Origin of the sequence: Desertimonas flava, assembly GCF_003426815.1 — a bacterium.
GTDB classification, from domain to species: domain Bacteria; phylum Actinomycetota; class Acidimicrobiia; order Acidimicrobiales; family Ilumatobacteraceae; genus Desertimonas; species Desertimonas flava.
On record NZ_QKYK01000028.1, the window covers coordinates 46,668 to 69,115 of the forward strand.

19 protein-coding genes are annotated in these 22,448 nt (G+C 70.7%); 12 read left to right on the forward strand and 7 right to left on the reverse strand.

Features of this window, described 5'->3' with window-relative positions; all coding sequences use genetic code 11:
* The first annotated feature begins 7 nt into the window (after positions 1-7).
* Positions 8-1,099: an AI-2E family transporter gene (locus DN771_RS23160; RefSeq protein ID WP_162942313.1), complete on the forward strand. Its 1,092-nt coding sequence runs from the start codon at positions 8-10 to the stop codon at positions 1,097-1,099.
* 11 nt (positions 1,100-1,110) lie between these two features.
* Here the strand turns inward: DN771_RS23160 and DN771_RS23165 are convergent, their stop codons facing one another.
* Together DN771_RS23165 and DN771_RS23170 are read right to left on the reverse strand one after the other, a co-directional pair.
* Positions 1,111-1,326: a hypothetical protein gene (locus tag DN771_RS23165; RefSeq protein ID WP_116999944.1), complete on the reverse strand. Its 216-nt coding sequence runs from the start codon at positions 1,324-1,326 to the stop codon at positions 1,111-1,113.
* Positions 1,326-1,577 (reverse strand): hypothetical protein, encoded by a 252-nt coding sequence (locus tag DN771_RS23170; RefSeq protein WP_116999945.1) that lies wholly within the window; start codon positions 1,575-1,577, stop codon positions 1,326-1,328. The genes DN771_RS23165 and DN771_RS23170 overlap by 1 nt, the downstream gene beginning before the upstream one ends.
* A 165-nt stretch (positions 1,578-1,742) precedes the next feature.
* On the opposite strand from DN771_RS23170, the gene DN771_RS23175 reads away from it, so the two are divergent.
* Positions 1,743-4,490: a helix-turn-helix transcriptional regulator gene (locus DN771_RS23175; RefSeq protein WP_162942314.1), complete on the forward strand. Its 2,748-nt coding sequence runs from the start codon at positions 1,743-1,745 to the stop codon at positions 4,488-4,490.
* Position 4,491: 1 nt separating this feature from the next.
* Here DN771_RS23175 and DN771_RS23180 read toward each other — a convergent pair whose 3' ends face one another.
* Positions 4,492-5,253 (reverse strand): mechanosensitive ion channel domain-containing protein, encoded by a 762-nt coding sequence (locus DN771_RS23180; RefSeq protein ID WP_162942315.1) that lies wholly within the window; start codon positions 5,251-5,253, stop codon positions 4,492-4,494.
* A gap of 204 nt (positions 5,254-5,457) precedes the next feature.
* On the opposite strand from DN771_RS23180, the gene DN771_RS23185 reads away from it, so the two are divergent.
* The 4 genes from DN771_RS23185 to DN771_RS23200 all read left to right on the forward strand — a co-directional run bounded on the left by DN771_RS23185 (position 5,458) and on the right by DN771_RS23200 (position 12,269).
* Positions 5,458-7,173 carry a SulP family inorganic anion transporter gene (locus DN771_RS23185; protein WP_420810936.1) on the forward strand — a complete coding sequence of 572 codons (1,716 nt, stop codon included), beginning with the start codon at positions 5,458-5,460 and terminating at the stop codon, positions 7,171-7,173.
* The gene (locus DN771_RS23190) at positions 7,170-9,956 is read left to right on the forward strand and encodes an ATP-binding protein (protein WP_116999949.1); all 2,787 of its coding nucleotides are present in this window, start codon (positions 7,170-7,172) and stop codon (positions 9,954-9,956) included. The genes DN771_RS23185 and DN771_RS23190 overlap by 4 nt, the downstream gene beginning before the upstream one ends.
* Positions 9,957-10,034: 78 nt before the next feature.
* Positions 10,035-10,526 (forward strand): DUF1269 domain-containing protein, encoded by a 492-nt coding sequence (locus DN771_RS23195; protein WP_116999970.1) that lies wholly within the window; start codon positions 10,035-10,037, stop codon positions 10,524-10,526.
* A 42-nt stretch (positions 10,527-10,568) separates the two neighbouring features.
* Entirely contained in the window at positions 10,569-12,269 is a 1,701-nt protein-coding gene (locus DN771_RS23200; protein ID WP_116999950.1) for a SulP family inorganic anion transporter, read from the forward strand.
* A 55-nt stretch (positions 12,270-12,324) separates the two neighbouring features.
* On the opposite strand, the gene DN771_RS23205 is transcribed toward DN771_RS23200, so the two are convergent.
* Together DN771_RS23205 and DN771_RS23210 are read right to left on the reverse strand one after the other, a co-directional pair.
* Positions 12,325-12,582 carry a GlsB/YeaQ/YmgE family stress response membrane protein gene (locus tag DN771_RS23205; protein ID WP_116999951.1) on the reverse strand — a complete coding sequence of 86 codons (258 nt, stop codon included), beginning with the start codon at positions 12,580-12,582 and terminating at the stop codon, positions 12,325-12,327.
* The gene (locus DN771_RS23210) at positions 12,579-13,694 is read right to left on the reverse strand and encodes a DUF2254 family protein (RefSeq protein WP_162942316.1); all 1,116 of its coding nucleotides are present in this window, start codon (positions 13,692-13,694) and stop codon (positions 12,579-12,581) included. The genes DN771_RS23205 and DN771_RS23210 overlap by 4 nt, the downstream gene beginning before the upstream one ends.
* 386 nt (positions 13,695-14,080) lie before the next feature.
* On the opposite strand from DN771_RS23210, the gene DN771_RS23215 reads away from it, so the two are divergent.
* Together DN771_RS23215 and DN771_RS23220 are read left to right on the forward strand one after the other, a co-directional pair.
* Positions 14,081-14,497: a phage holin family protein gene (locus DN771_RS23215; RefSeq protein ID WP_116999953.1), complete on the forward strand. Its 417-nt coding sequence runs from the start codon at positions 14,081-14,083 to the stop codon at positions 14,495-14,497.
* Positions 14,498-14,567: 70 nt separating this feature from the next.
* Positions 14,568-14,969 (forward strand): SHOCT domain-containing protein, encoded by a 402-nt coding sequence (locus DN771_RS23220; RefSeq protein ID WP_205528737.1) that lies wholly within the window; start codon positions 14,568-14,570, stop codon positions 14,967-14,969.
* Between the two features lie 52 nt (positions 14,970-15,021).
* Here the strand turns inward: DN771_RS23220 and DN771_RS23225 are convergent, their stop codons facing one another.
* Together DN771_RS23225 and DN771_RS23230 are read right to left on the reverse strand one after the other, a co-directional pair.
* The gene (locus DN771_RS23225) at positions 15,022-16,356 is read right to left on the reverse strand and encodes a M16 family metallopeptidase (RefSeq protein ID WP_162942317.1); all 1,335 of its coding nucleotides are present in this window, start codon (positions 16,354-16,356) and stop codon (positions 15,022-15,024) included.
* Positions 16,283-18,733 (reverse strand): polyribonucleotide nucleotidyltransferase, encoded by a 2,451-nt coding sequence (locus DN771_RS23230; protein WP_116999955.1) that lies wholly within the window; start codon positions 18,731-18,733, stop codon positions 16,283-16,285. The genes DN771_RS23225 and DN771_RS23230 overlap by 74 nt, the downstream gene beginning before the upstream one ends.
* A gap of 294 nt (positions 18,734-19,027) precedes the next feature.
* On the opposite strand from DN771_RS23230, the gene rpsO reads away from it, so the two are divergent.
* From rpsO to DN771_RS23250, 4 genes are all read left to right on the forward strand, one after another.
* A complete protein-coding gene (gene rpsO, locus DN771_RS23235) occupies positions 19,028-19,294 on the forward strand; it encodes a 30S ribosomal protein S15 (protein WP_116999956.1) in 267 nt (88 codons plus the stop codon).
* A gap of 121 nt (positions 19,295-19,415) precedes the next feature.
* Positions 19,416-20,240, forward strand: coding sequence for an ABC transporter ATP-binding protein (locus DN771_RS23240; protein ID WP_116999957.1), 825 nt, complete (start codon positions 19,416-19,418; stop codon positions 20,238-20,240).
* Positions 20,237-21,040 carry an ABC transporter permease gene (locus tag DN771_RS23245; RefSeq protein ID WP_116999958.1) on the forward strand — a complete coding sequence of 268 codons (804 nt, stop codon included), beginning with the start codon at positions 20,237-20,239 and terminating at the stop codon, positions 21,038-21,040. The genes DN771_RS23240 and DN771_RS23245 overlap by 4 nt, the downstream gene beginning before the upstream one ends.
* 124 nt (positions 21,041-21,164) lie before the next feature.
* Positions 21,165-22,319, forward strand: coding sequence for an ABC transporter substrate-binding protein (locus DN771_RS23250; protein WP_116999959.1), 1,155 nt, complete (start codon positions 21,165-21,167; stop codon positions 22,317-22,319).
* Positions 22,320-22,448: the final 129 nt, after the last annotated feature.

A 22,448-nucleotide genomic window follows, 5' to 3' on the forward strand; every position in this document is an offset into this window, starting at 1 on the left:
GGATCCGATGATCGAGCCGAACGTGCCGCCGTGGTTCGATCGCGTCGGCGGGGTCGCCTGGCGCATCGTCGCCATCGCCGTCGCCGTGACCATCGTGGTCGCCGGCACGGTCGCGCTGACCTCGATCATCGTACCGGTCGTGCTCGGACTGCTGTTCGCCTGCGGCCTGCATCCACTGTCGGAACGACTGCGCCGTCGCGGGGTCAGTCGCGGCCTCGCCGCCGGGCTCCCGGTCCTCGCCCTGATGTTCGCAGCCGCCATGGTCGCGTGGCTGGTCGTCCTCACCGTCGTCGACCAATGGGACGAGATCACGGCGCTCGTGTCGCGGGGCCGGACGACGTTGGAGGATGCGGCGACCGACGCCGGGCTCGAGCCGTCGACGAGCAGCGATCTCTCCGCCGACATCGGCGCCGCCACAGCCTCCGCCCTCCGCTCCTTGCTCGAGGGACTCGTGCATCTCGTGCCCACCGTGGCTTCGGTCGGGACCTCCTTGCTACTCGGCTTCATCGCCGGCTTCTTCTTCCTGCGCGACGGCGCGGCGATGTGGGAGTGGTTCGTGTCGCGCGTGGGAGGAGCGAGTGCCCTGACCGATCGCATCGGCCGACGGGCGTGGTCGACGCTCAGCGGATACCTGCGTGCCCAGACGGTGATCGCGGCCATCGACGCTGCGGGGATCCTCGCCGGCGCGCTCGTGGTCGGTGCGCCACAACCGGCGGCGATCTTCCTGATCACGTTCCTCGCCGCCTTCATCCCCTTCATCGGGGCGTTCCTGTCCGGCCTCGTCGCGGTGCTTCTCGTGCTGGGGGACTCCGGGCTCGGACCCGGCCTCGTGATGCTGGCTGTCGTCCTGGTCGTGCAGGTCGTGGAGGGCAACGTCCTCCAGCCGTGGATTCAAGGTCGGGCGGTGACGCTCCACCCGTTGGTGATCGCGCTGTCGGTGACGGCCGGCGGAGCGATCGCCGGCTTCCTCGGCGTGCTGCTCGCGGTCCCCGTCACCGCCGCCGGTGTCGTCGCGATCTCCCAGCTCCGGACGGCCGGAGTGCTCGGTTCGGGACCCGTTGCGGTCACGGAGCCGGCCGACGCGTCGGCTCGACGCTGAGGCCACGAGATCTACCCATCGCGGGCGCGGGCGACGAGACGGACGTCGAGGAGCTCGAGCCCGAACGTCTGGAGCCGGTCCAGCACGTCGTGCAGCCGCGCCTGCGGGCACGCCACGATCGTACGCCCCGGCGCGATCGTCACGCCGCAATCGTCGAACGCGCTGCACAGCGTGTCGCTCGCCGCTCCCTTGAACGACACTTCGTAGTCGATCTCGACGCGGCCCATCACGTGATGGGCGTGCCGGGGATCGCCGCATCGGGCCGGGTCGGGGCCCGGATACCGCCGCGAAGATCGAGCAGTTCCAATCCCAGGTCGTCGAGCCGATCCAGCAACCCGTCCACGGTCGTGGGGTCACGGGCGTCCGCCCGCAGGCGGGTGACCCCGCCACCGACCGCGACGGTGGGCAGACCCAGCATCGCGACGAGTTCGCCGCTCGCCTCGCCCTTGATCGTGATGTCGACGTGTCTGGCGCTCATCCGCCCAGCGTCGCGCCGCTCGCTTCAGCGCGCCTCACCCCGGTTGGGGCGATTCGCCATCCGCGGCGCGTTCACCCCGGCCGGGGTGACGACGGCTCACCCCGCCGGCTGGTTCGCTCCTACCGTCCCACTCCGGGACGGGAAGAGAGCGACGAGGTGCTGGACGTGGCCGCCAACGCGTACCACCGCTGCGTGTCGGCCGACGATCGGATCGTCGGCCGACGAACCGAGCGGGCACGACTGACCGAGCTGGTCGAGCGCGCCGTGGACGGGCACCCTTGCCACGGCGTGGTGCACGGTGTGGCCGGGAGCGGAAAGACCACGATGCTCTCCTGGACGGTCTCGCTCGCACGGGAGCGGGGTTTCGACGTCGTCGACGTCCACGTCCGCGGTGAAGGTCTCCCACTCGGAGACCTGCGCGCGGCGTTTCCGGATGTCACCGGCGTCAGAACACACCTCGAGCTGCTCGAGAGCGTTCGCGATCGTCTCGAGTCGTCGGCCGCCGAACGTCCCGTGTTGGTCGCCGTCGACAACCTCGACTCCGCCGATCGGGCAACCGCACACGCCGTGCTCTATCTCGTCCGCCACCTCCGGCACCATCGGGTCCTCGTCGTGGCCACCTGTCGGGACGAGCGCATGGCTGACGATCTGGCCGACCACGTTCGTCGCCTCACCGACGGCGGACGAGCCAGAGACGTGCACCTCGACATGTTCGGTGAGGACGATGTGGCCGAGCTGGTGGGCGTGCGCTCTGGGATCATGCCGCACACCGGCTTCGTGTCCATGATCCGAGACCGGACCGGCGGACTGCCGTTCTACGCGGTGGAGCTGCTCGACGTGCTCCTCGCCGCCGGTGTGGACCCCGCGTCCACCTTGGTCGCGGCCCGGGCGAGGGACCTCGCGCTGCCTCGACGGGTCACGACGGCAGTCCTCCATCGGGTGTTCGAGCAAGGCGCGGACGCACGACTGGTTGCGGCCGCCGCGTCCGTACTCGGGTCGACGACGCTCGATCGGCTCGGTCTGCTGGGCGAGCTGACGGGTCTCGACGTCGCCCGAACAGGCGAGGCCTTCGACGCCCTGGTCCGCTCGCTCATCCTGGTTCCCGACGAGGCCACGTTCCGGTTCGCTCACGCGATCGTGCGCGAAGCGCTGTACGCCGACTTGGACCCGGCAGTCCGCCGCCGCTGGCACTCACGTGCCGCCGATCTGCTCGCCCGGCAGCGCTCGGCCTCCCGACCGGACGCCGTCCTCGAAATCGCCGGGCATCTCCGTCGCGGCAGCGGTGGCCGCGATCCAGACGCCGCCCGGCTCTTGCGCGACGCCGGCGACGCGGTCGTCTACGACGATCCGCGCGCCGCAGCCGACTGGTATCGGGACGCGCTCGGCCGCCTGGCCCCGAGCAACCCGTCGGTCCCGTCCCTCCAGCTCTCGCTCGGCCACGCGCTCGACCTCAGCGGCCACCACGACGAGGCCGCACGAGTGACCGTCGCCGCGCTCCGAGCACTCGGCCCCGGGCCGGAACGGGAACGGGGAGCGTTGATCGCTTCTCGGGCGGCCGCCGCATCGGCTCGCTTCGAGCTGGCCGCGATGTTCGTCGATGCCGCGCTCAGCGGTGGGAACGAACGAGGCGTGTCGCCGAGCAGGCTGCTCGTCCAGCGCGGCTGGGTGCGGTTCTGGCAGGGCCAACTCGTCGCCGCAGCACAGGACCTTGCCGACGCGAGGAGCCTGGCCGTCGGGGATGCCGACCCCGAAGCCGACGCGCTCGACATGCAGCTGTGCTTTCAGCGCGGTGACGCCCTCCGCGGATCGGAGATCGCCGGGCGGCTCCGTGCCCGTCTCGACGGCCTCGCGGCACCGGCGCGACATTGCGTCCAGTCCAATCTGCGCGTGGTCGCCGCCTTCGAACTCGATCCGGCAGCCGCGCTGGTGGATGCCGATGGGATCGCGCCCCGATCAGCGATGGCGGATTGGCATCACGCGTGCCTCGCCGTCGCCCTGTGGCGACAGGGTCGGCTGGCCGATGCTCAGCGGACGATCGAGCAGGCGGCCGCGGCGTCCCGCGATGCCCCGAGCGGTTTCGCGGCGAGCGTGATCCACGCCGTCCAGATCGGGACGCGTGCCGAGCTCGGTGACCACGACGGCGCCGAGCGCTTCCGCCAACGGGCTCGAAGCAGCAGCCGGCTCGTGCTGCCGTCGCTCGTCGACTGCGCCGTTGCCCGTCTGCACGTGGTGCGCGGCGAGCCCGGCCTCGCCCTCACGGTGCTCGACGGGGCGGCTCGGCGAGAGCGTGACGTCGGTCGCGTCAACCTCTTGACCGCCGTCCTGGCTGAGGTCGTCGACGCGGCGGTGGCCGCAGGGCGCCGCTCTGAGGCGATCGCGGCCAACGCAGAGATGCAGAAACTCCCCGACGACGGGGCAAACCTCGCTGCCACCGTCCGGCGAGCCATCAGCGCCGCCGTGGCCGAACGCGATCCCGAGGCCGCCCGCAGGGCGCGCGTCTGCGCGGTCCGCCATCAGTTGGCGTCGGACGCCGCGCGCGCCGCGCTCCTCCTCGGCCAGATCGAGGGGGACCCCGAGCAGATCCTTCTCGCTCACGACGAGTTCGCGGTCATCGGCGCGGTGGAGCGACAGCGCGACGCCGCGCGGCTGATCCGCCAGCACCGCGGCGGTCCGCGACGCCGTCGGCTCCAGGACGGAGAGCTCAGCGACGACGACCACGCCATCGCTCGGCTCGTGGCCGACGGGCTGTCGAATCGCCAGATCGCCCGGCGCATGAGCTTCAGTCCCAAGACGATCGAGGTCTACCTCTCCCGCATCTACGCGAAGACGGGCTGTCGATCTCGAGTGGAGCTCGCGGTCGCCGTCCAGCGCGACGAGCTCGTCGGCGCCCGACGGGGGCGAGATGGAACGTGAGCTACGCCGGCACCTCCCTACCCGCCGGAGGCGGCGAGCTGACCGTCGCCGCGATCCCCGCATCGAACAGGGCGGCGGCGACGGCCCTCACGGTCTCCGACGCGGTGTCGCCCACGTCGTGCCACACCCCGATGTGCAGGACGAAGGAGCCGGTTCCGATCGACCTGATCGTGATCCGTGGCTGCTCGTGCCCGGCGCCGAGCGGGTCCAGGGCAGCAGCGAGCGCATCGAGCACCGCGTCGAGGCCGGCCCGGGCGTCGGCCCGTACCTCCACCTCTGCCTTTTGCCGTCTCGTCGCCGTCACGTTCACGATGGGGTGCTGCAGTACCTCGGCGTTGGGCAGGTGCACGGTCCGGCCGTCGCCGGTCTCGAGGACCACCGTGCGTCCGTTCACGTCGACCACGGTGCCGACGTGGCCGAGCGCCTCGATCCGGTCGCCCCGCTGGAACGGGTGCCGGGTCTGGATCACCAAGCCGGCGACGAAGTTCTCGCCGATCCCCTTGAGCGCCAACACCCCGGTGACGGCGACGACTGCGGCCACGGCCAAGAGCGGCTGAACCTGGGCCCCGAGAAACCCCAGCGCGACCCCGACCCCGACGACCCACACGAGGTATTTGGCGAGTCGAGCGACGAACTGGCGAAGGTCCTCCCCCACCCCCTCGATCCGGCCGGCGAGCCGCAGGACGGTACGGCGCACTCCGCGCCCGGCGATCCAGGAGAACGCCACTGCGATCGTTGCGAGGGCGACGTCCCATCCCGTCACCTGACCGCTCGTCAGCAGGTCGTCTATGTCCGATGCAGCCGAGATCACCCGCCCGAGTCGACCACGATGCGGGGTGCAGGGCGAGTAGGGAACGCCCTACGTGACAGCGACGCAAGCGCGTCCCTACGGTCGGACCGGCCGGCCGGGCGGCTCGTCGCCGCCGGCGGGCCGAAAGGAGCCTTGACCGATGTCCCTCTCCGAGTCGTGACGACAGCCAGACGATCACGTGTCCGATCTCGGTGGGGGTCGGTCGGGCCGTGGCTCCGATCGCGGGCCCTCCGGCGCGCGACGCTCAGATCCGACCTGCTGGCCGGTCTCCCGGTGGCGGTGAGCAGCGTCCCCGACGGAATGGCCGCTGGCGTGCTGGCGGGGGTCATTCCCGTTGCCGGGCTGTATGCCAGCTTCGCCGGCCCGGTAGCCGGCGGCCTGGCCAGCAGCACCCGGCGGATGGTGATCACGACGACGTCCGCGGCGGCCCTGGCCGCCGGCTCGGCACTCGGTTCGGTTGACCAGGCAGAGCGCGCCGATGCGTTGGTCCTGCTGACGCTGCTGGCCGGCGGATTCATGCTCTTGGCGGGCCTGCTCCGGCTCGGCCGGTATGCGCGATTCGTGTCGCACTCGGTGATGATCGGCTTCCTCACCGGGATCGCCGTCAACATCGTCTGCGGCCAGCTCGCCGACCTGACCGGCTCGCCGAGCCGCGGCAGCACCAACGTCGCCAAGGCACTGCACATCCTCGTCCATCCCGGTCAGGTCCACCTCCCGTCGCTGCTCGTCGGCATCGGCGCGATCGCGGCGCTCGTCGGCGTTGCCCGGACGAGGCTCGCCGTGATCAGCACGCTCGTCGCCCTGATCGTTCCGACAGCGGTGGTGCTCGTCGCCGGCGTCGAGATCGCCCGCGTCGACGACGCCGGACCGATCCCGTCGGGATTTCCGAGCTTGGCGTGGCCTCGTCTCGGCCTGCTCGACGGCACGCTGATCGGCAGTGCGATGGCCATCGCGGCGATCGTGCTCGTGCAGGGCGCAGGGGTGGCCGAGTCTGCTCCGAACGGCGACGGACCCGCCAGGACGAATCAGGACTTCGTCGCCCAGGGGGTCGGCAACGTGGCCTCGGCACTGTTTCGGGGACTCCCGGTGGGAGGCTCGGTCGGGACCACGGCGCTCAACGTCAGCGCCGGGGGGCGTTCCCGTTGGTCGGTGATCTTCGCGGGGATCTGGGTCTTGATCATCCTCGTTGCGTTTGCGCCGGCGGTGGGAGTCGTGGCCATGCCGACGCTCGCCGCGGTGCTCGTCGTGGCGGCGACCGCCTCGATCCGTCCCGGAGAGATGACGACGATCTGGCGCGCCGGGCCCAACTCCCGAATCGCCCTGGTGAGTACCTTCGTCGCCACGTTGCTGCTGCCCGTTCCGGCGGCCGTCGGACTCGGCGTCGTGGTGTCGCTGCTGCTCCAGCTCAACCAGGAGGCGATCGACCTGGCGGTGGTGGAGCTCGTGCCGTCCGGCGGGCGCATCGCCGAACGCCCCGCCCCCGCACTCGCGCGCAGCGACGGCGTCACCGTCTTGGCCGTCTACGGGAGTCTGTTCTACGCCGGCGCCCGCACCCTGCAGTCGCAGCTCCCCGACCCGAGCGGTACTCGGCACGCCGCCGTGGTGCTCAGGCTGCGGGGCCGCACGACACTGGGGGCGACGTTCTTCCTCGTCGTCGCGGCCTATGCCCGGCAGCTCGCCGAAGGCGGCGGCCGGCTCTATCTCTCCGGCCTGAGCTCCGAGATCAACGAAGGTCTGCGCTCCGGACGAGGTCTGGCGACCGCGGGTTCCGTGCACTTGTTCCCGGCAACGGAGCTCGTCGGTGACTCGACGAGGGCGGCGATCGTCGACGCCGAGGCGTGGCTGGTGACGGCATCGGATGAGGAGGCATGACCGTGGTGGAGCACCGTTGCACGCCGCCGTTCATCGGGCGCGCTGCCGTCCTGGAGCGCGCCGGCGCGCTGCTGCGGCGCGCCAGTGCCGGTTCGCAGCAATCGCTGCTGATCACAGGCGACGCCGGGACGGGCAAGTCCGCGTTCCTGTGTCAGCTCCGCGAGGTCGCCAGAGCCAGCGGGTTCGGCGAGGTCGTCGTCGATGGCGACGTGCTCGACGGTGCCGTTCCGTACGCCCCCCTCCGGCTCTCCCTGGAGGCACTGCACACCGGCTCGTCCGGCGTGGAGACAGCCCCTGCCCTGGCCGCGATCGCCGCCGCCCCGGCCGGGTGGTCGGGCGGCGACCGTGGCTGCGACGGCCCCGTGATCGACGCCTTCACGGGACTGCTCGAGGCGATGGCCTTCCGCCGCCCGGTCATCGTGGCGATCGACGACGTGCACGCGCTCGATCCGGCCTCGGCCGAGCTGATCCGCGAGCTGATGAGGCGACGGCGAGACGGGCGGGTGCTCGTCGTGGCGACCAGCCGGCGGTCGCCCGGCCGCGCCGGGATCCCCGCCGGCAGGACCTCCTCGTCGACGGACGGCCGGCTCGATTCCGTCGAGCTGGGCGGCTTGTCGAGAACGGAGTTCGACGAGCTCGCCGCCGCGGTCACCACCGAACCACTCGGCCGACCCGACGCCGATCTGCTGTACGACATCACCGGCGGAGTGCCGTTCTTCGCAGTCGAGCTTCTCCGCGCCATGGCGGAGTCCCCGTCCGTCATGCACGCGGTAACGGCCCGAGACCTGCCGGCCGACGGCGAGGTGTCGCTGCCCCGGCGCGTCGCGACGGCGGTGCTGCACAACGTCGAACGTCTCGGACCCGACTGCCGGCGGGTCGCCGCAGCGGTTGCCGTGCTCGGCGACGCCGAGCACGGCAGTCTCCGTCTCGTATCGGCGCTGACGGAGCTGTCGGCCGAGCGGGTGACCGCCGCGCTCGATCGCCTCGTCGACGGCCGGGTGCTGAGCTCTCGGCACGGTAGGTACCGGTTCCGCCACGCCCTGGTGCGCACCGCGGTCTACTGCTCCATCGGTCCGGCCACACGGCAACGGTGGCACGGCGATGTCGCCGATCGGCTCAGGCGACGCGTCGACAGCGGCGACGCCCACACGCTCGTCGAGGTCGCTGGTCACGTACGCAGATCCCGACAGCCCGGACCTGCCGCCGCCCGGCTGCTCACCGCCGCCGGCGACCTCGTCGCCGACCGTGATGCCCGCTCCGCTGCCTGCTGGTACGACGCGGCGCTGGCCCGACTCGCCCCCGACGACCCCGCCGTCGTCGACTCCCAGCTCCGCCTCAGCAGCGCGCTCGGTCTCTGCGCTCGCCACGACGAGGCGGAGCGACTCGCCAACGCCGTGCTCCGCGTGGCGCCTCCCGGCGCCGTCCGAGCGCGGGCCGCAGTTCTGGCCGCACGACCCCGCGTCGCCGGGGCCGACCTCGAACGGGCGGGAGCCGTCCTCGACGACGCGCTCGGCGACCCGGCGACCCGGTGCAGCGCCCTGTTCCTCCACCGTGCCGTCGTCCACATCTGGGACGGCGGACTGGCAGCCGCGGGAGCGTGCCTCGACGAGGCCCGAGCGCGTGGGCCGGCGGAGCATGCTTGGTTGGCCGACCTCGTCGAGATGCACCTCGCCGTCGGCGCCGGCCGGTTTCATCGCGGCGCAGCATTCGGCAGACGGGTCCAGGCGCAGCTCTCCCGCTGCGACCCGGCCGACCGCGCCGTGGCCCTGCTGCACGTCGCTCTCGTGAATGCCCTCGATCTCGACCCCGCCGTCGCGATCGATCTCGTCGTCCGGGCGGGTGACCAGGGGCCACTCACCCCGTCCTTCGACGCCGTCGTGGCATATGCACGTTTCCGGCAGGGGCACTTCGGAGACTCGCTGCGGCACGCCGACTCGGCGAGGACCGCCTACGGGGCCGACCTGCTGCACGCCCTGTCGGTCGCGCCAGCCATCGCCAGCAACGCCGAGCGAGGCGAACTGGCCGCGGCCGACGCCATCGCTGTCGACCTCGACGCCGCCCGGCCGCATCCGCTTCGCCAGCTCGTCGACGCGGCCGTCGCGCAGCTCCATCTGGTGCGCGGTGACCATCGGACGGCCGGCGCGGTTCTGGCGGCGGGGGGCACGGCCTCCTCCGACCGAGTCGGCGTGCTGGCCGTCACGCTCGCTCGGACCGTCGACGTGCTCCTCGCGGCCGACGACCTGCCGGGCGCCCGGGCCGCCAACGATCGCCTGCAGGCGCTGCCGACAGACGAGACGGCCACCGCCATGAACATGCTCCAGCTCCGCGCCAGCGCGGTCGTCGACGGGGACCTGGAGGCGGCGCGGCACGCCCGTGAACTCTCCGTCGAGCGGGGGCTCGAGTTCGATGCCGCTCGATCACTGGCCACGATCGGCTCGATGACCGCTGACGCGGCGATTCTGCTCGAGGCGTACCGCGATCTCGGCGGGCTCGGAGCGACGTACCAGCAGCGGGCGGTGGCGAACGAGCTGCGGCGTCTCGGACGCCGGGTCCCAGCCGGTCCCAGTGGCGCCGGGACGTTGACCGCGGTCGAGCAGGACGTCGCGGCCCTCGTCGCTCAGGGGCTGACCAACCGTCAGGTGGCCCTGCGCACCAGCTTGAGTTCGAAGACGGTCGAGGTCTATCTCTCGCGCATCTACGGCAAGACCGGGTTCCGGTCCCGGGTGGAGCTCGCCGTGGCCGTGAACGACGGACGCCTCGCCGAACCACCGGGCCACTCGTAGGGGACTGCCTACTACCACGCCCTCGCCGACATCGATGCAATGGCCGGCAGTCCAGTCAGATCGCTACAGGAGGTCACGATGGCAACACTCACGGCATGGAAGTTCGACTCCCCGACCGGGGCGGCGCAAGCTGAGAACACGCTGATCGAGCTGGCCAAGGAACAGCTCATCAACATCTACGACGCGGCCATCGTGGAGTGGCAACCCGGCAAACGCAAGCCCAAGACCCGGCAGGCCAACGACCTCACCGGTTCGGGGGCGGTCGGCGGCGCCTTCTGGGGCTTGCTGTTCGGGATCTTGTTCTTCGTCCCGTTGCTCGGGGCGGCGATCGGCGCCGCTGCCGGGGCCATCGGCGGGTCGATGGCCGACGTGGGCATCGACGACGACTTCATCGAGTCGGTCAAGGCGAAGGTGACACCTGGGACCTCCGCCCTGTTCCTGTTGTCGAGCGACGCGGTCATCGACAAGGTGCGGGAGGCATTCGCGGGTGTGGAGGCGGAGCTGATCCACACGAACCTGTCGAACGAGGACGAGGCCAAGCTTCGTGACGTGTTCGCGGACGAGGCCTGACACGAACCGGGCGCCCGAGGATCGGCGGCCGGGGTCGACCTCATGAGCGCTCCCCCGGCCGCCCCACTCTTCGCATCGCTTCGCGGATACCGGCGGCGCTGGCTCCGTGCCGACGTCGTCGCCGGTCTCACGGTGTGGGCCGTGCTCGTCCCGGAGTCTCTCGCCTACGCGTCGATCGCCGGGGTCTCTCCCGTGGTCGGGCTCTATGCCGCGCCACCGGCGCTCGTGCTGTACGCGGCCTTCGGGAGCTCTCGGCATCTCGTCGTCGGCCCGATGTCGGCGACAGCGGCGATGTCGGCAGCAGCGGTTGCCGATCTGACGACTGGCGGACCCGGAGAGGTGCTGGCGTTCACCGCGGTGTTGGCGCTCGTCACCGGAGTGCTCGCGCTCGCCGCCGGCGTGTTGCGGCTCGGGTTCGTGGCCAACTTCATCTCCGAACCGGTGCTCAAGGGCTTCGTCATCGGCCTGGCCTTGACCATCATCGTCGGCCAGGTCCCCAAACTGCTCGGTGTCGAGAAGGAGAGCGGCAACTTCTTCGAGCAGTGCTGGCATCTCATCGGGGAGCTCGGGGACACCCACGGTCGCTCCCTCGCCATCGGCGCCGTGTCGTTCTTCGTCGTCATCGCTGTCCGGGAGTGGTTGCCACTCGTCCCCGGCTCGCTGGTGGCTGTCGTCGTCGGGGTCGTCGCCGTCACGCTGTTCGGCCTCGACGAGCACGGGGTCGAGATCGTGGGCGAGATCGACAGCGGGCTCCCCGCGCTCGGATGGCCCGACGGGAGCTCGCTCAGAGACGGTCTGCGGGCCACCGGCGCGGCTGCCGGAATCATGCTCGTGGCCTTTGTCGAGGGCCTGGGAGCGGCGAAGGCGTACGCGGCGCGGGAGCACGACGTCATCGACCCCAATCGGGAGCTGATCGGTCTCGGTGCCGCCAACCTGGCGACAGGCCTCGGCAGCGGCATGGTGGTCAATGGCAGCCTCTCGAAGACGGCCGTGAACGGATCGGCAGGGGCCCGGACCCAGCTGTCGGGTCTGGTGGCCGCCGGCCTCACGATCGTCACGCTCCTGTTCCTCACAGGATTGTTCGAACAGCTGCCGGAACCGACGCTCGCGGCGATCGTGATCGCTGCGGTCATCGAGTTGGTGGACGTCGGCGCGCTGCGTGGGCTCTATCGCCTCTACACGCAGGATCTCGGCCGCATCTACGGCCGGGCGGCGCGGCCCGACTTCGCCGCCGCGATCGCTGCGCTCGTCGGCGTGCTCCTCTTCGAAGCGCTGCCCGGACTGGCCCTCGGCGTCGTCGTGTCGCTGCTGTTGTTGCTGCGCCGGGCCTCGGCGCCGCACATCGCCGTGCTCGGACGGGTGCCTGGAACCTCCGACCAGTTCGGCGATGTCGATCGCCACCCCGACAACCGGCCCGTGCCGGGCGTGGTCGTGCTGCGTGTGGAGGCCGGGCTGTTCTTCGCCAACACCGATTCGGTGCGATCGGCGATCAAGGAGGCGGCGAGCCGACCGGACACCCGCGCCGTGATCCTCGACGCTGGGGCGGTGCCGTCGATCGACGTGACGGCCGTGCGGATGCTGAGCGAGACCGCAGGAGACCTCGAGCGGGACGGCCGGCGACTGGTGATCGCCCACGACCTCGGCCAGGTCGGTGACCTGCTCGCCATCGAGGCGGACGGCGACGTGCCCGTCCATCGGACGGTCACCGAGGCGATCGACGCGGTGGACGGTTCGTCCGCCTGACTCATCCCGCCTGACGTCCCGCCCAACTCTGCCCGCCGGACTCGGCCCGCCCGACTCACGCCGAACGGGCCCGCCACCAGCGCCACAGGGCCGTGGTGACCAGGGCACCGGCCAGCGAGCCGAGCACACCGCTCGGGCGCAGATCGAAGCCGTCGCCGGCGGCGAGGCTGACGACCATGCCGCCGAGGAGCGACCCGAGCAGACCGGCCACCAGCGCGGTCCCCCAGTCGACACCGCGACCGGCCTCGCCGAGTATCAGCTGGGCGCCCGCCCCGACGAGCATGCCGAACAAGAGGATTCCGATGATGATCATGACGAGGTTCTCCCTGTGGTCGTGTGGGTCAACGAGACGAGTCGGGTCTCCAGATCGTCCCGTCGGTCGGCGGGCGCGAGTGCGAGCAGGTCCGTGATCAGGTCCCGCAAGCGGGCTTCGACGGTCGGCGAACGCCGGGCGAAGTGGGCGATCTCGTCCACCGCGACCGCCAGGAAGTCGTTCCACGTGGGGAGCGACAGGTGAACACGAGCCGTCCCGTCCTCGTCGGCGATCGTGCCGAAGTCGAGCTGCTTGTCGATCACCACGGCCAGGAGGTCGAAGATGCAACCGAGCGCATCGACGCACGTGGCCGGGTCGTTGACGGCCAGCGACATGGCCCGGTTCCCGATGTCGCCGAGCAGCCGGAAGGCGAGAAGCGGGTCCTGGGGAAATTTCCGGTCGGTGCCCGTGGCGAGGGACCGTTGGACCCTGCAAGCGTCCACCGGCGCCGAGGCGAGTACTTCGGCGACGACCAGTCCCCGCCGGAGCTCCGAGCCGATCATCGGCTTCATCTCGATCACGGCGTCGAGGCGACGCGCCTCGAGCAGCAGGCCGCGCAGATCGATCCCGGTCAGGAGGGTCGTCGGTCGCTGCCACCTCACCTCGGTGACGACGGGCGGCCGCTCAGCGTCGACCGGCGGCCGACAACCGGACGTCGTGCGGTAGATCGACGAGAGCACCTCTTCGCCGCGCCGCCGGATCTGCTCCATCGAATCGTTGAACTGCAGCGAGCGCAGCGCCCGGAGCTGCAGCGCTCGGGACAGCCCGAGGGCCACGAGGACCATGACGACGGCAGCGATGGGTACGGCAGCGGAGACGTCCTCGGCGTCGGGGCCGATGCGGACCGCCGATGTACTGCAGAACACCAGCACCGCGGTGAAGTAGCTGAACGAGTGCCAGACGATCGGCGCGTCTCGAAACAGCGTGAAACGAGGGCTGAACGCCGTGTTGCCGTGCTGCACGACGAGGAAGAGCAGCGAGAACACGAGAGCGATGAACGAGATCAGTCCGCCGGAGATGCCGAGCAGGAGTGGCGCCACGGATTCACGATGGGCTCGCGGTCCGCCGCCGACCTCGGGCAGCGCGAACGCGAGGAGGACGGCCACGCTCACGTATCCGAGCTGCACGAGTCCGACACGAAGACCCCGCCGACGCCGGAGAGCGGCCAGCAAAGCGCCCTGGCCGCCGCGTTGCCCGCCGTGACCGGTCAGCATCGAGCCGGCTCGCAGTGCAGGTTCGGGAGCGACATGCTCCACATCTCGCGCGTTGTCGTCTCTGCCCACGATGCGCCGACTCGAACACCCGCCGGTCGTCGGCACAAGTTGGGATACCCCTATCGCCAGGCCACCTCACGCCACGTCACGGCGGGAGGCTGGGGCCGGCCCGACGTCGCCCGACACAGTTTCCGCGACTGTAGGGATCCTCCTACGTGACGGGGCCGTGCGCCGGAGGGCCATCGTTGCTGCGTGACACCCGACTCGCACAGGAGCTGGCCGCAATGATCCGACTGCTGATGCGCGTCGTCATGATGGTTGCGGGCAATGCTCTCGGGCTGATCGCCGCGGCGACTGCGCTCGACGACATGTCGTTGGCCGTCCGCGGGTTCCTCATCGCGGTCGGAGTGTTCACTGCGGTGCAGCTGCTCATCCAGCCTGCGCTCACTCTGCTCGGCCTGGACCGGGTGACGGCGCTGGCAGGGAGTTCGGCCCTGGTGTCGACCCTTGTCGCTCTGATCGTCACCGATGTCGTGTCCGACGGTCTGCGCATCCATGGCCTCGGCACGTGGGTGCTCGCCGCCGTCATCGTCTGGGTGGTGGCGCTCGTCGGAGGTCTGCTGCTGCCGATCGTCGTGTTCAAGCGCTGGACCGACCACGCCCGTGCTGAACGGCACCAAGAGGTCCACACCTGGCGATGAGCCGCTCCGCTCCGTAGCAATTCCATCCACTTCACCCATCCACCCCATTTCCCAACCTGGAGACACCGCCGTGCTTGCTTACGACTACCCAATCCTCGGTCTGCTCTGGACCCTCCTGATCGCCTTCCTCCTGATCGCCTGGCTCATGCTCGTGTTCCGGGTGATCGTCGACATCTTCCGGAGCAGCGATCTGGGCGGATTCGCCAAGGCCCTCTGGGCCATCTTCGTCGTCGTCCTCCCCTGGCTCGGGACGCTGGTGTACGTGATCGCACGCGGTCGGTCGATGGCCCAGCGCGACGTCGATGGCGCTCGGGCACAAGAGGCCGCCTTCCGGTCCTACGTGCAGGACGTCGCCGGCTCGGGCACAACGGCGAGCACGGCGGACGAGCTGGCCAAGCTGCACGATCTGCGAACGCAGGGAGTGCTCACCGACGCCGAGTTCGGAGCGCAGAAAGCCCGTCTGCTCGCCTAGCGGCAGCGCGCTGACCATTGACGGGATGTGCCTGAGCACATCCCGTCATCGCTCAGTACTCGGGGCCGACGGCGACGGTGACGGGAGCGGCGGCGCCGTACACGTCGCGGATGACCCGCTGGACGTCGTCGCGGCGGACGCTCTCCCAGCGGGCGAGCTGGTCCTCGACGCTGCGGACCGAGCCGAGTGTGACGAGCATCCCACCGAGGCGGCTCATGCGGGCGCCGGTGTCCTCGAGGCCCATCTCGTAGGCGCCGGTGAGGTAGCCGACGGCGATCGCCAGCTCCTCGTCGGTGATGCCGCCGTCGACGAGTCGCTCGAGCTCGCTCAGCACGAGGCCGTGGACCTCACCGGCGTGCTCGGGCATCGCACCGGCGTACACCGACCACGCGCCGGCGTCGGCGTAGGCCGACGTCGCCGAGTACACGCTGTATGCGAGGCCGCGGCGCTCGCGGATCTCGTCGAACAGACGGCTGGACAATCCCCCGCCGAACACGTGGTTGACGACGTCGAGCGCTTCACGATCGGGGTGGTCCCGACGGAGCGACCGGCCGCCGATGGCGAGATGGACCTGCTCGGAATCGTCGTCGATGTCGACGTTCTCACCGACCGCCGCCGGTGCCGACCGCGGGATGTGCCCGTCGGTCGTCGGCATGTCGGCGAACGCCGACTGGACGGCGTCGACCACATCGTCGTGATCCACGTCGCCGGCCAGGGCGACCACGGTGACGGGCGTCGTGTAATGGGCGCCGAAGAACGACCGCACGTCGTCGGCCGTGATCGACCTGACGGTCTCGCGCTCCCCTGCAGTGTCCCGCCCGAGGCCGTGACCGGCGAAGAGCTGTTGCGTCAGCGTGCGGAGGGCGACGTCGTCGGGCGCGTCGTCGTCCATCGCCAGCTCCTCGAGGATGACCTGGCGCTCACTCTCGACGTCCTTGTCGGTGAGCTCGGAGTGGGTGAGCACGTCGCCGAGCAACTCGAGCCCGAAGGCCGTGTGCCGGCTCGGGAGCCGGCAGTAGTAGGACGTGTACTCCTTGGCCGTGAAGGCGTTGATGTCGCCGCCGACGCGGTCGACCGAACGTGAGATGTCCGTCGCCGACCTCGTGGGCGTGCCCTTGAACAGCAGGTGCTCGAGGAAGTGGCTGACACCGGCCTGCTCGGGACGCTCATCACGCGACCCGACGCCGACCCACACGCCGATGGCCACCGACCGTGCGCCGTGCACACGGTCGGTGGCGATCGTCAGGCCGTTGTCGAGCCGACTGATCCGGTCGGTCACAGAGGTACTACTGGCCTTCGCGACGCCGGAGTGCTCAGCGATGACGGCGGCGGCCGCGGTCGCGGTCGCCGCCACGACGGCCACCACCGCCGTTTCCACCGTTGCCACGGTCGTCACCGGCCGGGCCGAGGTCGCCGAGCTCGTCGCGCAACTCGGAGTCGAACGTCTCCTCGAACGACACGTTGACCACGGCCTCGCCCGCGGGAGCGGACTCCGAGGCCGCTGCCGTCTCGGCGCCGACCACGGCCGGCACGGCATCGCCGTCGCGGTCGGCAGCGGGCGCGTCGCCGACGGGGGTGAGGCTGACCTTGCCCTTGTCGTCGATCTCGTCGACACGCACCTCGATCTCCTGACCGAGGGTGAGCACGTCCTCGACCGCGGCGATGCGGCGACCGCCACCGAGCTTGGAGATGTGCACCAGGCCGTCACGACCGGGAAGGATGTTGACGAACGCCCCGAACTTGGTGATGTTCACGACGCGGCCGTTGTAGGTCTTGCCGAGCTCGGCCTTGGGCGGGTCGACGATGGCGAGGATGGCGGCCTTGGCCTCCTCCATGCGCCAGGCCTCGACGGCGCCGATGGTGACGATGCCCTGGACGCCGTCGTCGTCGACGCTGATGTCGGCGCCGGTCTCACCCTGGATGGTGTTGATGACCTTGCCCTTGGGCCCGATGACCTCGCCGACCTTGTCGATCGGGATGTGGATCGTGGTGATCTTGGGCGCCGACTCGGCGACCTCGGTGCGGGGCGCGTCGATGGCGGCGTTCATCACGTCGAGGATCTCGAGGCGGGCGACCTTGGCCTGCTCGAGCGCGGCGGCGAGCACGTCGGCGGGGATGCCGTCGATCTTCGTGTCGAGCTGCAGAGCGGTGATCGCGTCGGCCGTACCGGCCACCTTGAAGTCCATGTCGCCGTAGGCGTCCTCGGCTCCGAGGATGTCGGTGAGCGTGGTGTACTTGCCGTCGGCGTACACGAGGCCCATGGCGATGCCGGCCACAGGCGCCTTGATCGGCACGCCGGCGTCCATCAGCGACAGGCTCGACGAGCACACCGACGCCATCGACGTCGACCCGTTCGAGCTCATCACCTCGGACACGAGGCGCAGCGTGTAGGCGAAGTCCTCCTGGCTCGGCACCACCGGCAGCACGGCGCGGGCAGCGAGGGCACCGTGGCCGATCTCGCGCCGCTTCGGCGAACCGACGCGGCCGGTCTCGCCGTTGGCCCACGGCGCCATGTTGTAGTGGTGCAGGTAGCGCTTCTGCGTCTCGGGGGTGAGCGTGTCGAGCAGCTGGTTCATGCGCGGCATCGCCAGCGTGAGGACGTTCATCACCTGGGTCTCGCCGCGCTGGAAGATGGCCGAGCCGTGGGCCGTGGGCAGCACGCCGACCTCCGCCGACAGCGAGCGCAGGTCGGCGACGCCACGGCCGTCGATGCGCAGGCCCTCGTTGACGATGCGGCTGCGGACGAGCTGCTTGACCAGCTTGCCGACGGCCTGCTTGATCTCGCCCTCGCGACCGGCGAACTCGCCGGGGGCCTCGGGCGTGCCGGCCAGCTCGGCCAGCGCGGCGTCCTTGGCGGCATCGATGGCGGCGTTGCGGTCGGCCTTGAGGGCGATCGTCACGGCCGGTGTGAGCGCCTCGGTGGCCACGCGCTCGACGGCGGCGTAGACGTCGTCGCCGTAGTCGAGGACCGGTTCGAACGGCAGCGGCTCGATCGGGCCCTGGGTGGCGATGACGCTGGCGACGAGCTGGCGCTGCAGGCCGATCGACTCCTTGATCCACGTCTTGGAGGCCTCGAGGCCACCGGCGAGGACGGCCTCGTCGACCTTGGGCGCACCCTCGGCGTAGTAGGCGAACGACTTCTCGGTGCCGCCGGCCTCGACCATCATGATGGCGACGTCGCCATCCTCGAGCTCACGCCCGGCGACGACGAGCTCGAACGTGGCGGCCTCGCCCTCGGCGAAGGTGGGATGCGGGATCCACTCACCGTCGGTGGAGTAGGCCACGCGGACCGAGCCGATCGGCCCCTCGAACGGGATGCCACTGATCATCAGGGCCGCAGAGGCGGCGTTGATGGAGAGGACGTCGTGCGGGTTCTCCTGGTCGGCGCCGATCACGGTGGTGACGACCTGCGTCTCGTTGCGGAAGCCCTTGGCGAACGACGGGCGCAGCGGCCGGTCGGTGAGACGGCACGTCAAGATGGCGTCCTCGGTGGGACGACCCTCACGGCGGAAGAACGAGCCGGGGATCTTGCCGGCGGCGTACGCCCGCTCCTCGACGTCGACGGTGAGGGGGAAGAAGTCGACGCCCGGGCGGACGTCGCGGGCGGCGTTGGCCGTGGTGAGCACGGTCGTACGACCGATGGTGGCGACGACGGCGCCCTGGCTCTGCGGGGCGAGCTTGCCGGTTTCGAACGTGAGCGTCTTGTCGGTACCCGAAATGGGACCGCTGACGCGGATGGGTTCAGCCACGAAGGCTCCTTTCATCGTGCCCGGCGCACTTCGCCTGGGCGTCTGGGGCGGAGCCGGTTCCCAGTCGGCAGCCTCCAGGACTCACCACGGTCCCGGGGATCGGCGACTGACAACCGACACATTGCGCCCGTTTCGGCTGACAGGCTACCTGATCAGGTCCCGCTTCCGGTGGAGCGAGGACCGGTGGCGTGCCAGATCCGTCGCCGCCGCCGATATCGTTGCGGCGTCCGTCGCGGCCTTCCCTGCGGCGAGATGCTGCGGCACCATCGTGACGCAGCGAGCTTTCCCGAATCACGAAGGTTCCACGCCATGGCAGACGCACCGGTCAAGCAAGAGACGATCGCGGAGCACCGCACACACGAGACCGACACGGGCTCGCCGGAGGTGCAGATCGCCCTCCTGTCGCAGCGCATCTCGCATCTCACCGACCACCTGCGCACGCACCCGAAGGACCATCACAGCCGTCGTGGCCTGCTGATGCTCGTCGGTCGCCGCCGCCGCATGCTGGACTACGTCCGCGGCATCGACGTCGAGCGCTACCGCGCGATCATCGCCAAGCTCGGCCTGCGTCGCTGACGCCCGCCGCAGCGAGCGGCAGCGAGCAACGACACGGAGCGGCAGCGAGCAACGACACGGAGCGGCAGCGAGCACGGGGAGCGAGAAGGCGGGCGAGGATGATCCACTGCGACCCACGCCCATGATCCACGTCGCCGGAGTCTCCAAGTTCTTCGGGCGGCTCCACGCGCTCCGGCAGATCGACCTCGACGTCGCTCCCGGCGAGACCGTCACGCTGATCGGAGCGTCCGGGAGTGGCAAGACCACCCTCTTGCGACTGATCGCCGGCCTGGACGCGCCCAGCTCGGGCGAGATCACGGTGTGTGGCGAGTCGCCGCACACCGCTCGGGCCGGCAAACGGATCGGGTTCGTCCCACAGTCGCCGGCGCTGCTGCCCTGGCGTACCGTCGAACAGAACGCCCGGCTCCTCCTCGACGTCAATCGCACCGCCAACGGGACCGCCGTGCGGTCCACGGCCGAGCTGCTCGACGAGGTCGGCCTCGGGGAGTTCGGCGCGGCCTACCCGCACGAGCTCTCCGGCGGCATGCAGCAGCGCGTCGCCCTCGTGCGGGCGATGGCGCTCGGCGCACCGCTCCTCGTGATGGACGAGCCGTTCGCCGCCCTCGACGAGATCACGCGGACCGACATGCGCCACCTCCTGGCGAGGTTGTGTGCACCCGGGGACAGCGCCGGGGACAGCCCGGAGGGCCCGACCACCACGCTGTTCGTCACGCACTCCGTGCCCGAGGCCGTGTTCCTCTCCGACCGCGTGGTGGTGCTGACGAGCCGGCCGGGGCGCGTCTTCGCCGTCGAGCCGATCGATCTGCCCCACCCCCGCTCCCCCGAGCTCGAGGACACGCCGGCGTTCTTCGAGGCGACCCGCCGTCTTCGCTCGCTCCTCCGCGCCGCGACCAAGGCCCCCGAACCGCCCACCACCCCGGACCCGGCGCTGCAGGTTCACCCGTGAGACCCCTCGGCACGTGGCGGCTCCTCCTGGCCACCGTGGCCGGGATCGTCGTGCTCGGTGGGTTGTGGGAGTTCCTCGTCCGCCTCTTCGACGTCCGGCCGTTCATCCTGCTGCCGCCCTCGCGGATCATCGAGGAGCTGTCCGACGCCCCCCGCTTCTATCTCGAGGCAGCAGCGGTGACGAGCCGGCATGCCGGTCTCGGGCTGCTCATGGCGCTCGCCATCGCCGTGATCCTCGGCGCCGTGCTCGCGTCGTGGCGATTCCTCGAGGCGATGGCGCAGCCGCTCCTCGTCCTCATCCTCGTCGCCCCGTGGGTCGCCTACTTCACGTCACTACTCGCCTGGCTCGGACCCGGCGACCCTCCGGTGTACTTCCTCGTCACGTTCGTCACCGTGCCGGCGTTCACGTTCGCCGTCGTCGCCGGTCTGCGCTCCAGTGACCCGGCCGCCCGGGAGCTGCTGGCATCGGTGAACGCCAGCCGGGCCGAGGTGCTGTGGCGGCTCCGGCTGCCGTCGGCGCTGCCGGGGATCCTCGCCGCCGGCCGGTACGTCATCGGACTGGCCCTCGCCGCGGCCTACTACGGAGAGGGCGGCAACCTGGACACCGAGGGGCTCGGGTCGATCGGCCGGCGCGCCGGGAGCGGATCGAACGGTCCGCTGCTGTGGGCGTCGGTGTTCGCCACCGTGGCGCTCGGCGTGGCCGGTCTCGCCATCCTGGCGACGATCGAGCGGGTCGCTCTCCGCTGGCACGTGTCGCAGCGCCAGGGATCGACCGCAACCGGTCCGCGCTGGCTACCCTGAGAGTGCACGAACCTCTCGGGCTCCGACGGCCTTCTCACATCCGTCGTGCCCCTCGTGCGCTGGCACAACCCACCCGCAGCGGCCCGGTCGACCGACCGCGGCCCGACTCAGTCACGGAGTCTCCATGCGTCAGCGCACCACCATCGTTCTTCGTCGTGTCGTCACGCCCATCGCACTCACGTCGCTCCTCGCCGGCGGCCTGTCACTGGCGGCATCGGCTGCGGCCAGCAGCCCCGACGACACGTCTACCGGTTCCGCTGCCGGTTCCGCTGCCCCGGCAGCCATCGACGCCGAGCGCTGTGAGGCGAACCGGGCGGCCGGCACGATCACCTACCTCACGGGCTTCGACTACGCCGCCGCCGCCTCGATGGTGGAGGTCTACGTCGCGGCCGACCGCGGCTACTACGACGAGCTGTGCCTCGACGTCGAGGTGCGGCCGAGCTTCTCCACCGCCAACTACCCGCTGATCGCGGCCGGCGAGGCTCAGTTCGCGTCGGCCGGCTCGTTCAGCGAGGTGCTCGAGTACGGGCAGATCAACGAGACCGAGCTGGTGGCGGTCACGATCGACGGTCGTTCGCCCATCGACGTGCTGATCCTCAAGCCCGGTACCGCCGACGAACTGGCCGACCTGGCCGGGGCGACGATCGGCATCAAGGGCAAGCTCCAGCCCAGCGTCGCGGCGATGCTCGCGACGGCCGACCTCGCCGACGGCGAGGACTACACGACCGTGCTCCTGGACGGCTTCGACCCCGTCGCTCACATCGCCCTCGACGGCATCGACGGCTTCCCCGGCTACCGCAGCAACGAGCCCGGGGCCCTCGAACGCGCCGACGTCGACTTCGACCTGTTCGATCCGGCCGACTACGACATCCCCGGCTCGTTCGGCGTCACCTACACCAGCCGCCGGTTCATCGAGGACCACCCGACGGCGGCCCAGGACTTCGTCCGGGCCTCGCTGCGCGGCCTCGCCGATGCCGTGGCCGATCCCGAGGCGGCGGTCGGAGTCGCCATGGCCCTGGTGACCGACGGGGGTAACCCCAACTACCTGTCCGAAGAGGGCGAGACGTTCCGCTGGACGACGGACGCCGCGACGATCGCCGGCAGCGCCACCCCGGAAGCGCCGCTCGGCGTGCCCGTGCCCGAACTGCTCCAGGCCGAGGTCGACGCTTATCACGACGTCGGGCTGTTCCCGGACGGGGCGCCGGCGATCACCGACGCGCTGTCGCTCGACCTGACCGACGCTCTCTACGACGACACCGGCACGCTGATCTGGCCCTGACACCCGGCCGACGTCCGAGCCCACTCCCGGTCGCCCGATCTGGGCACCGATCGTGTCATCCGACGATCTGGGCACCACACGTGCCAGATCCGGCACGATCGGTGCCCAGATCGACCCCCGGCGCCCGCG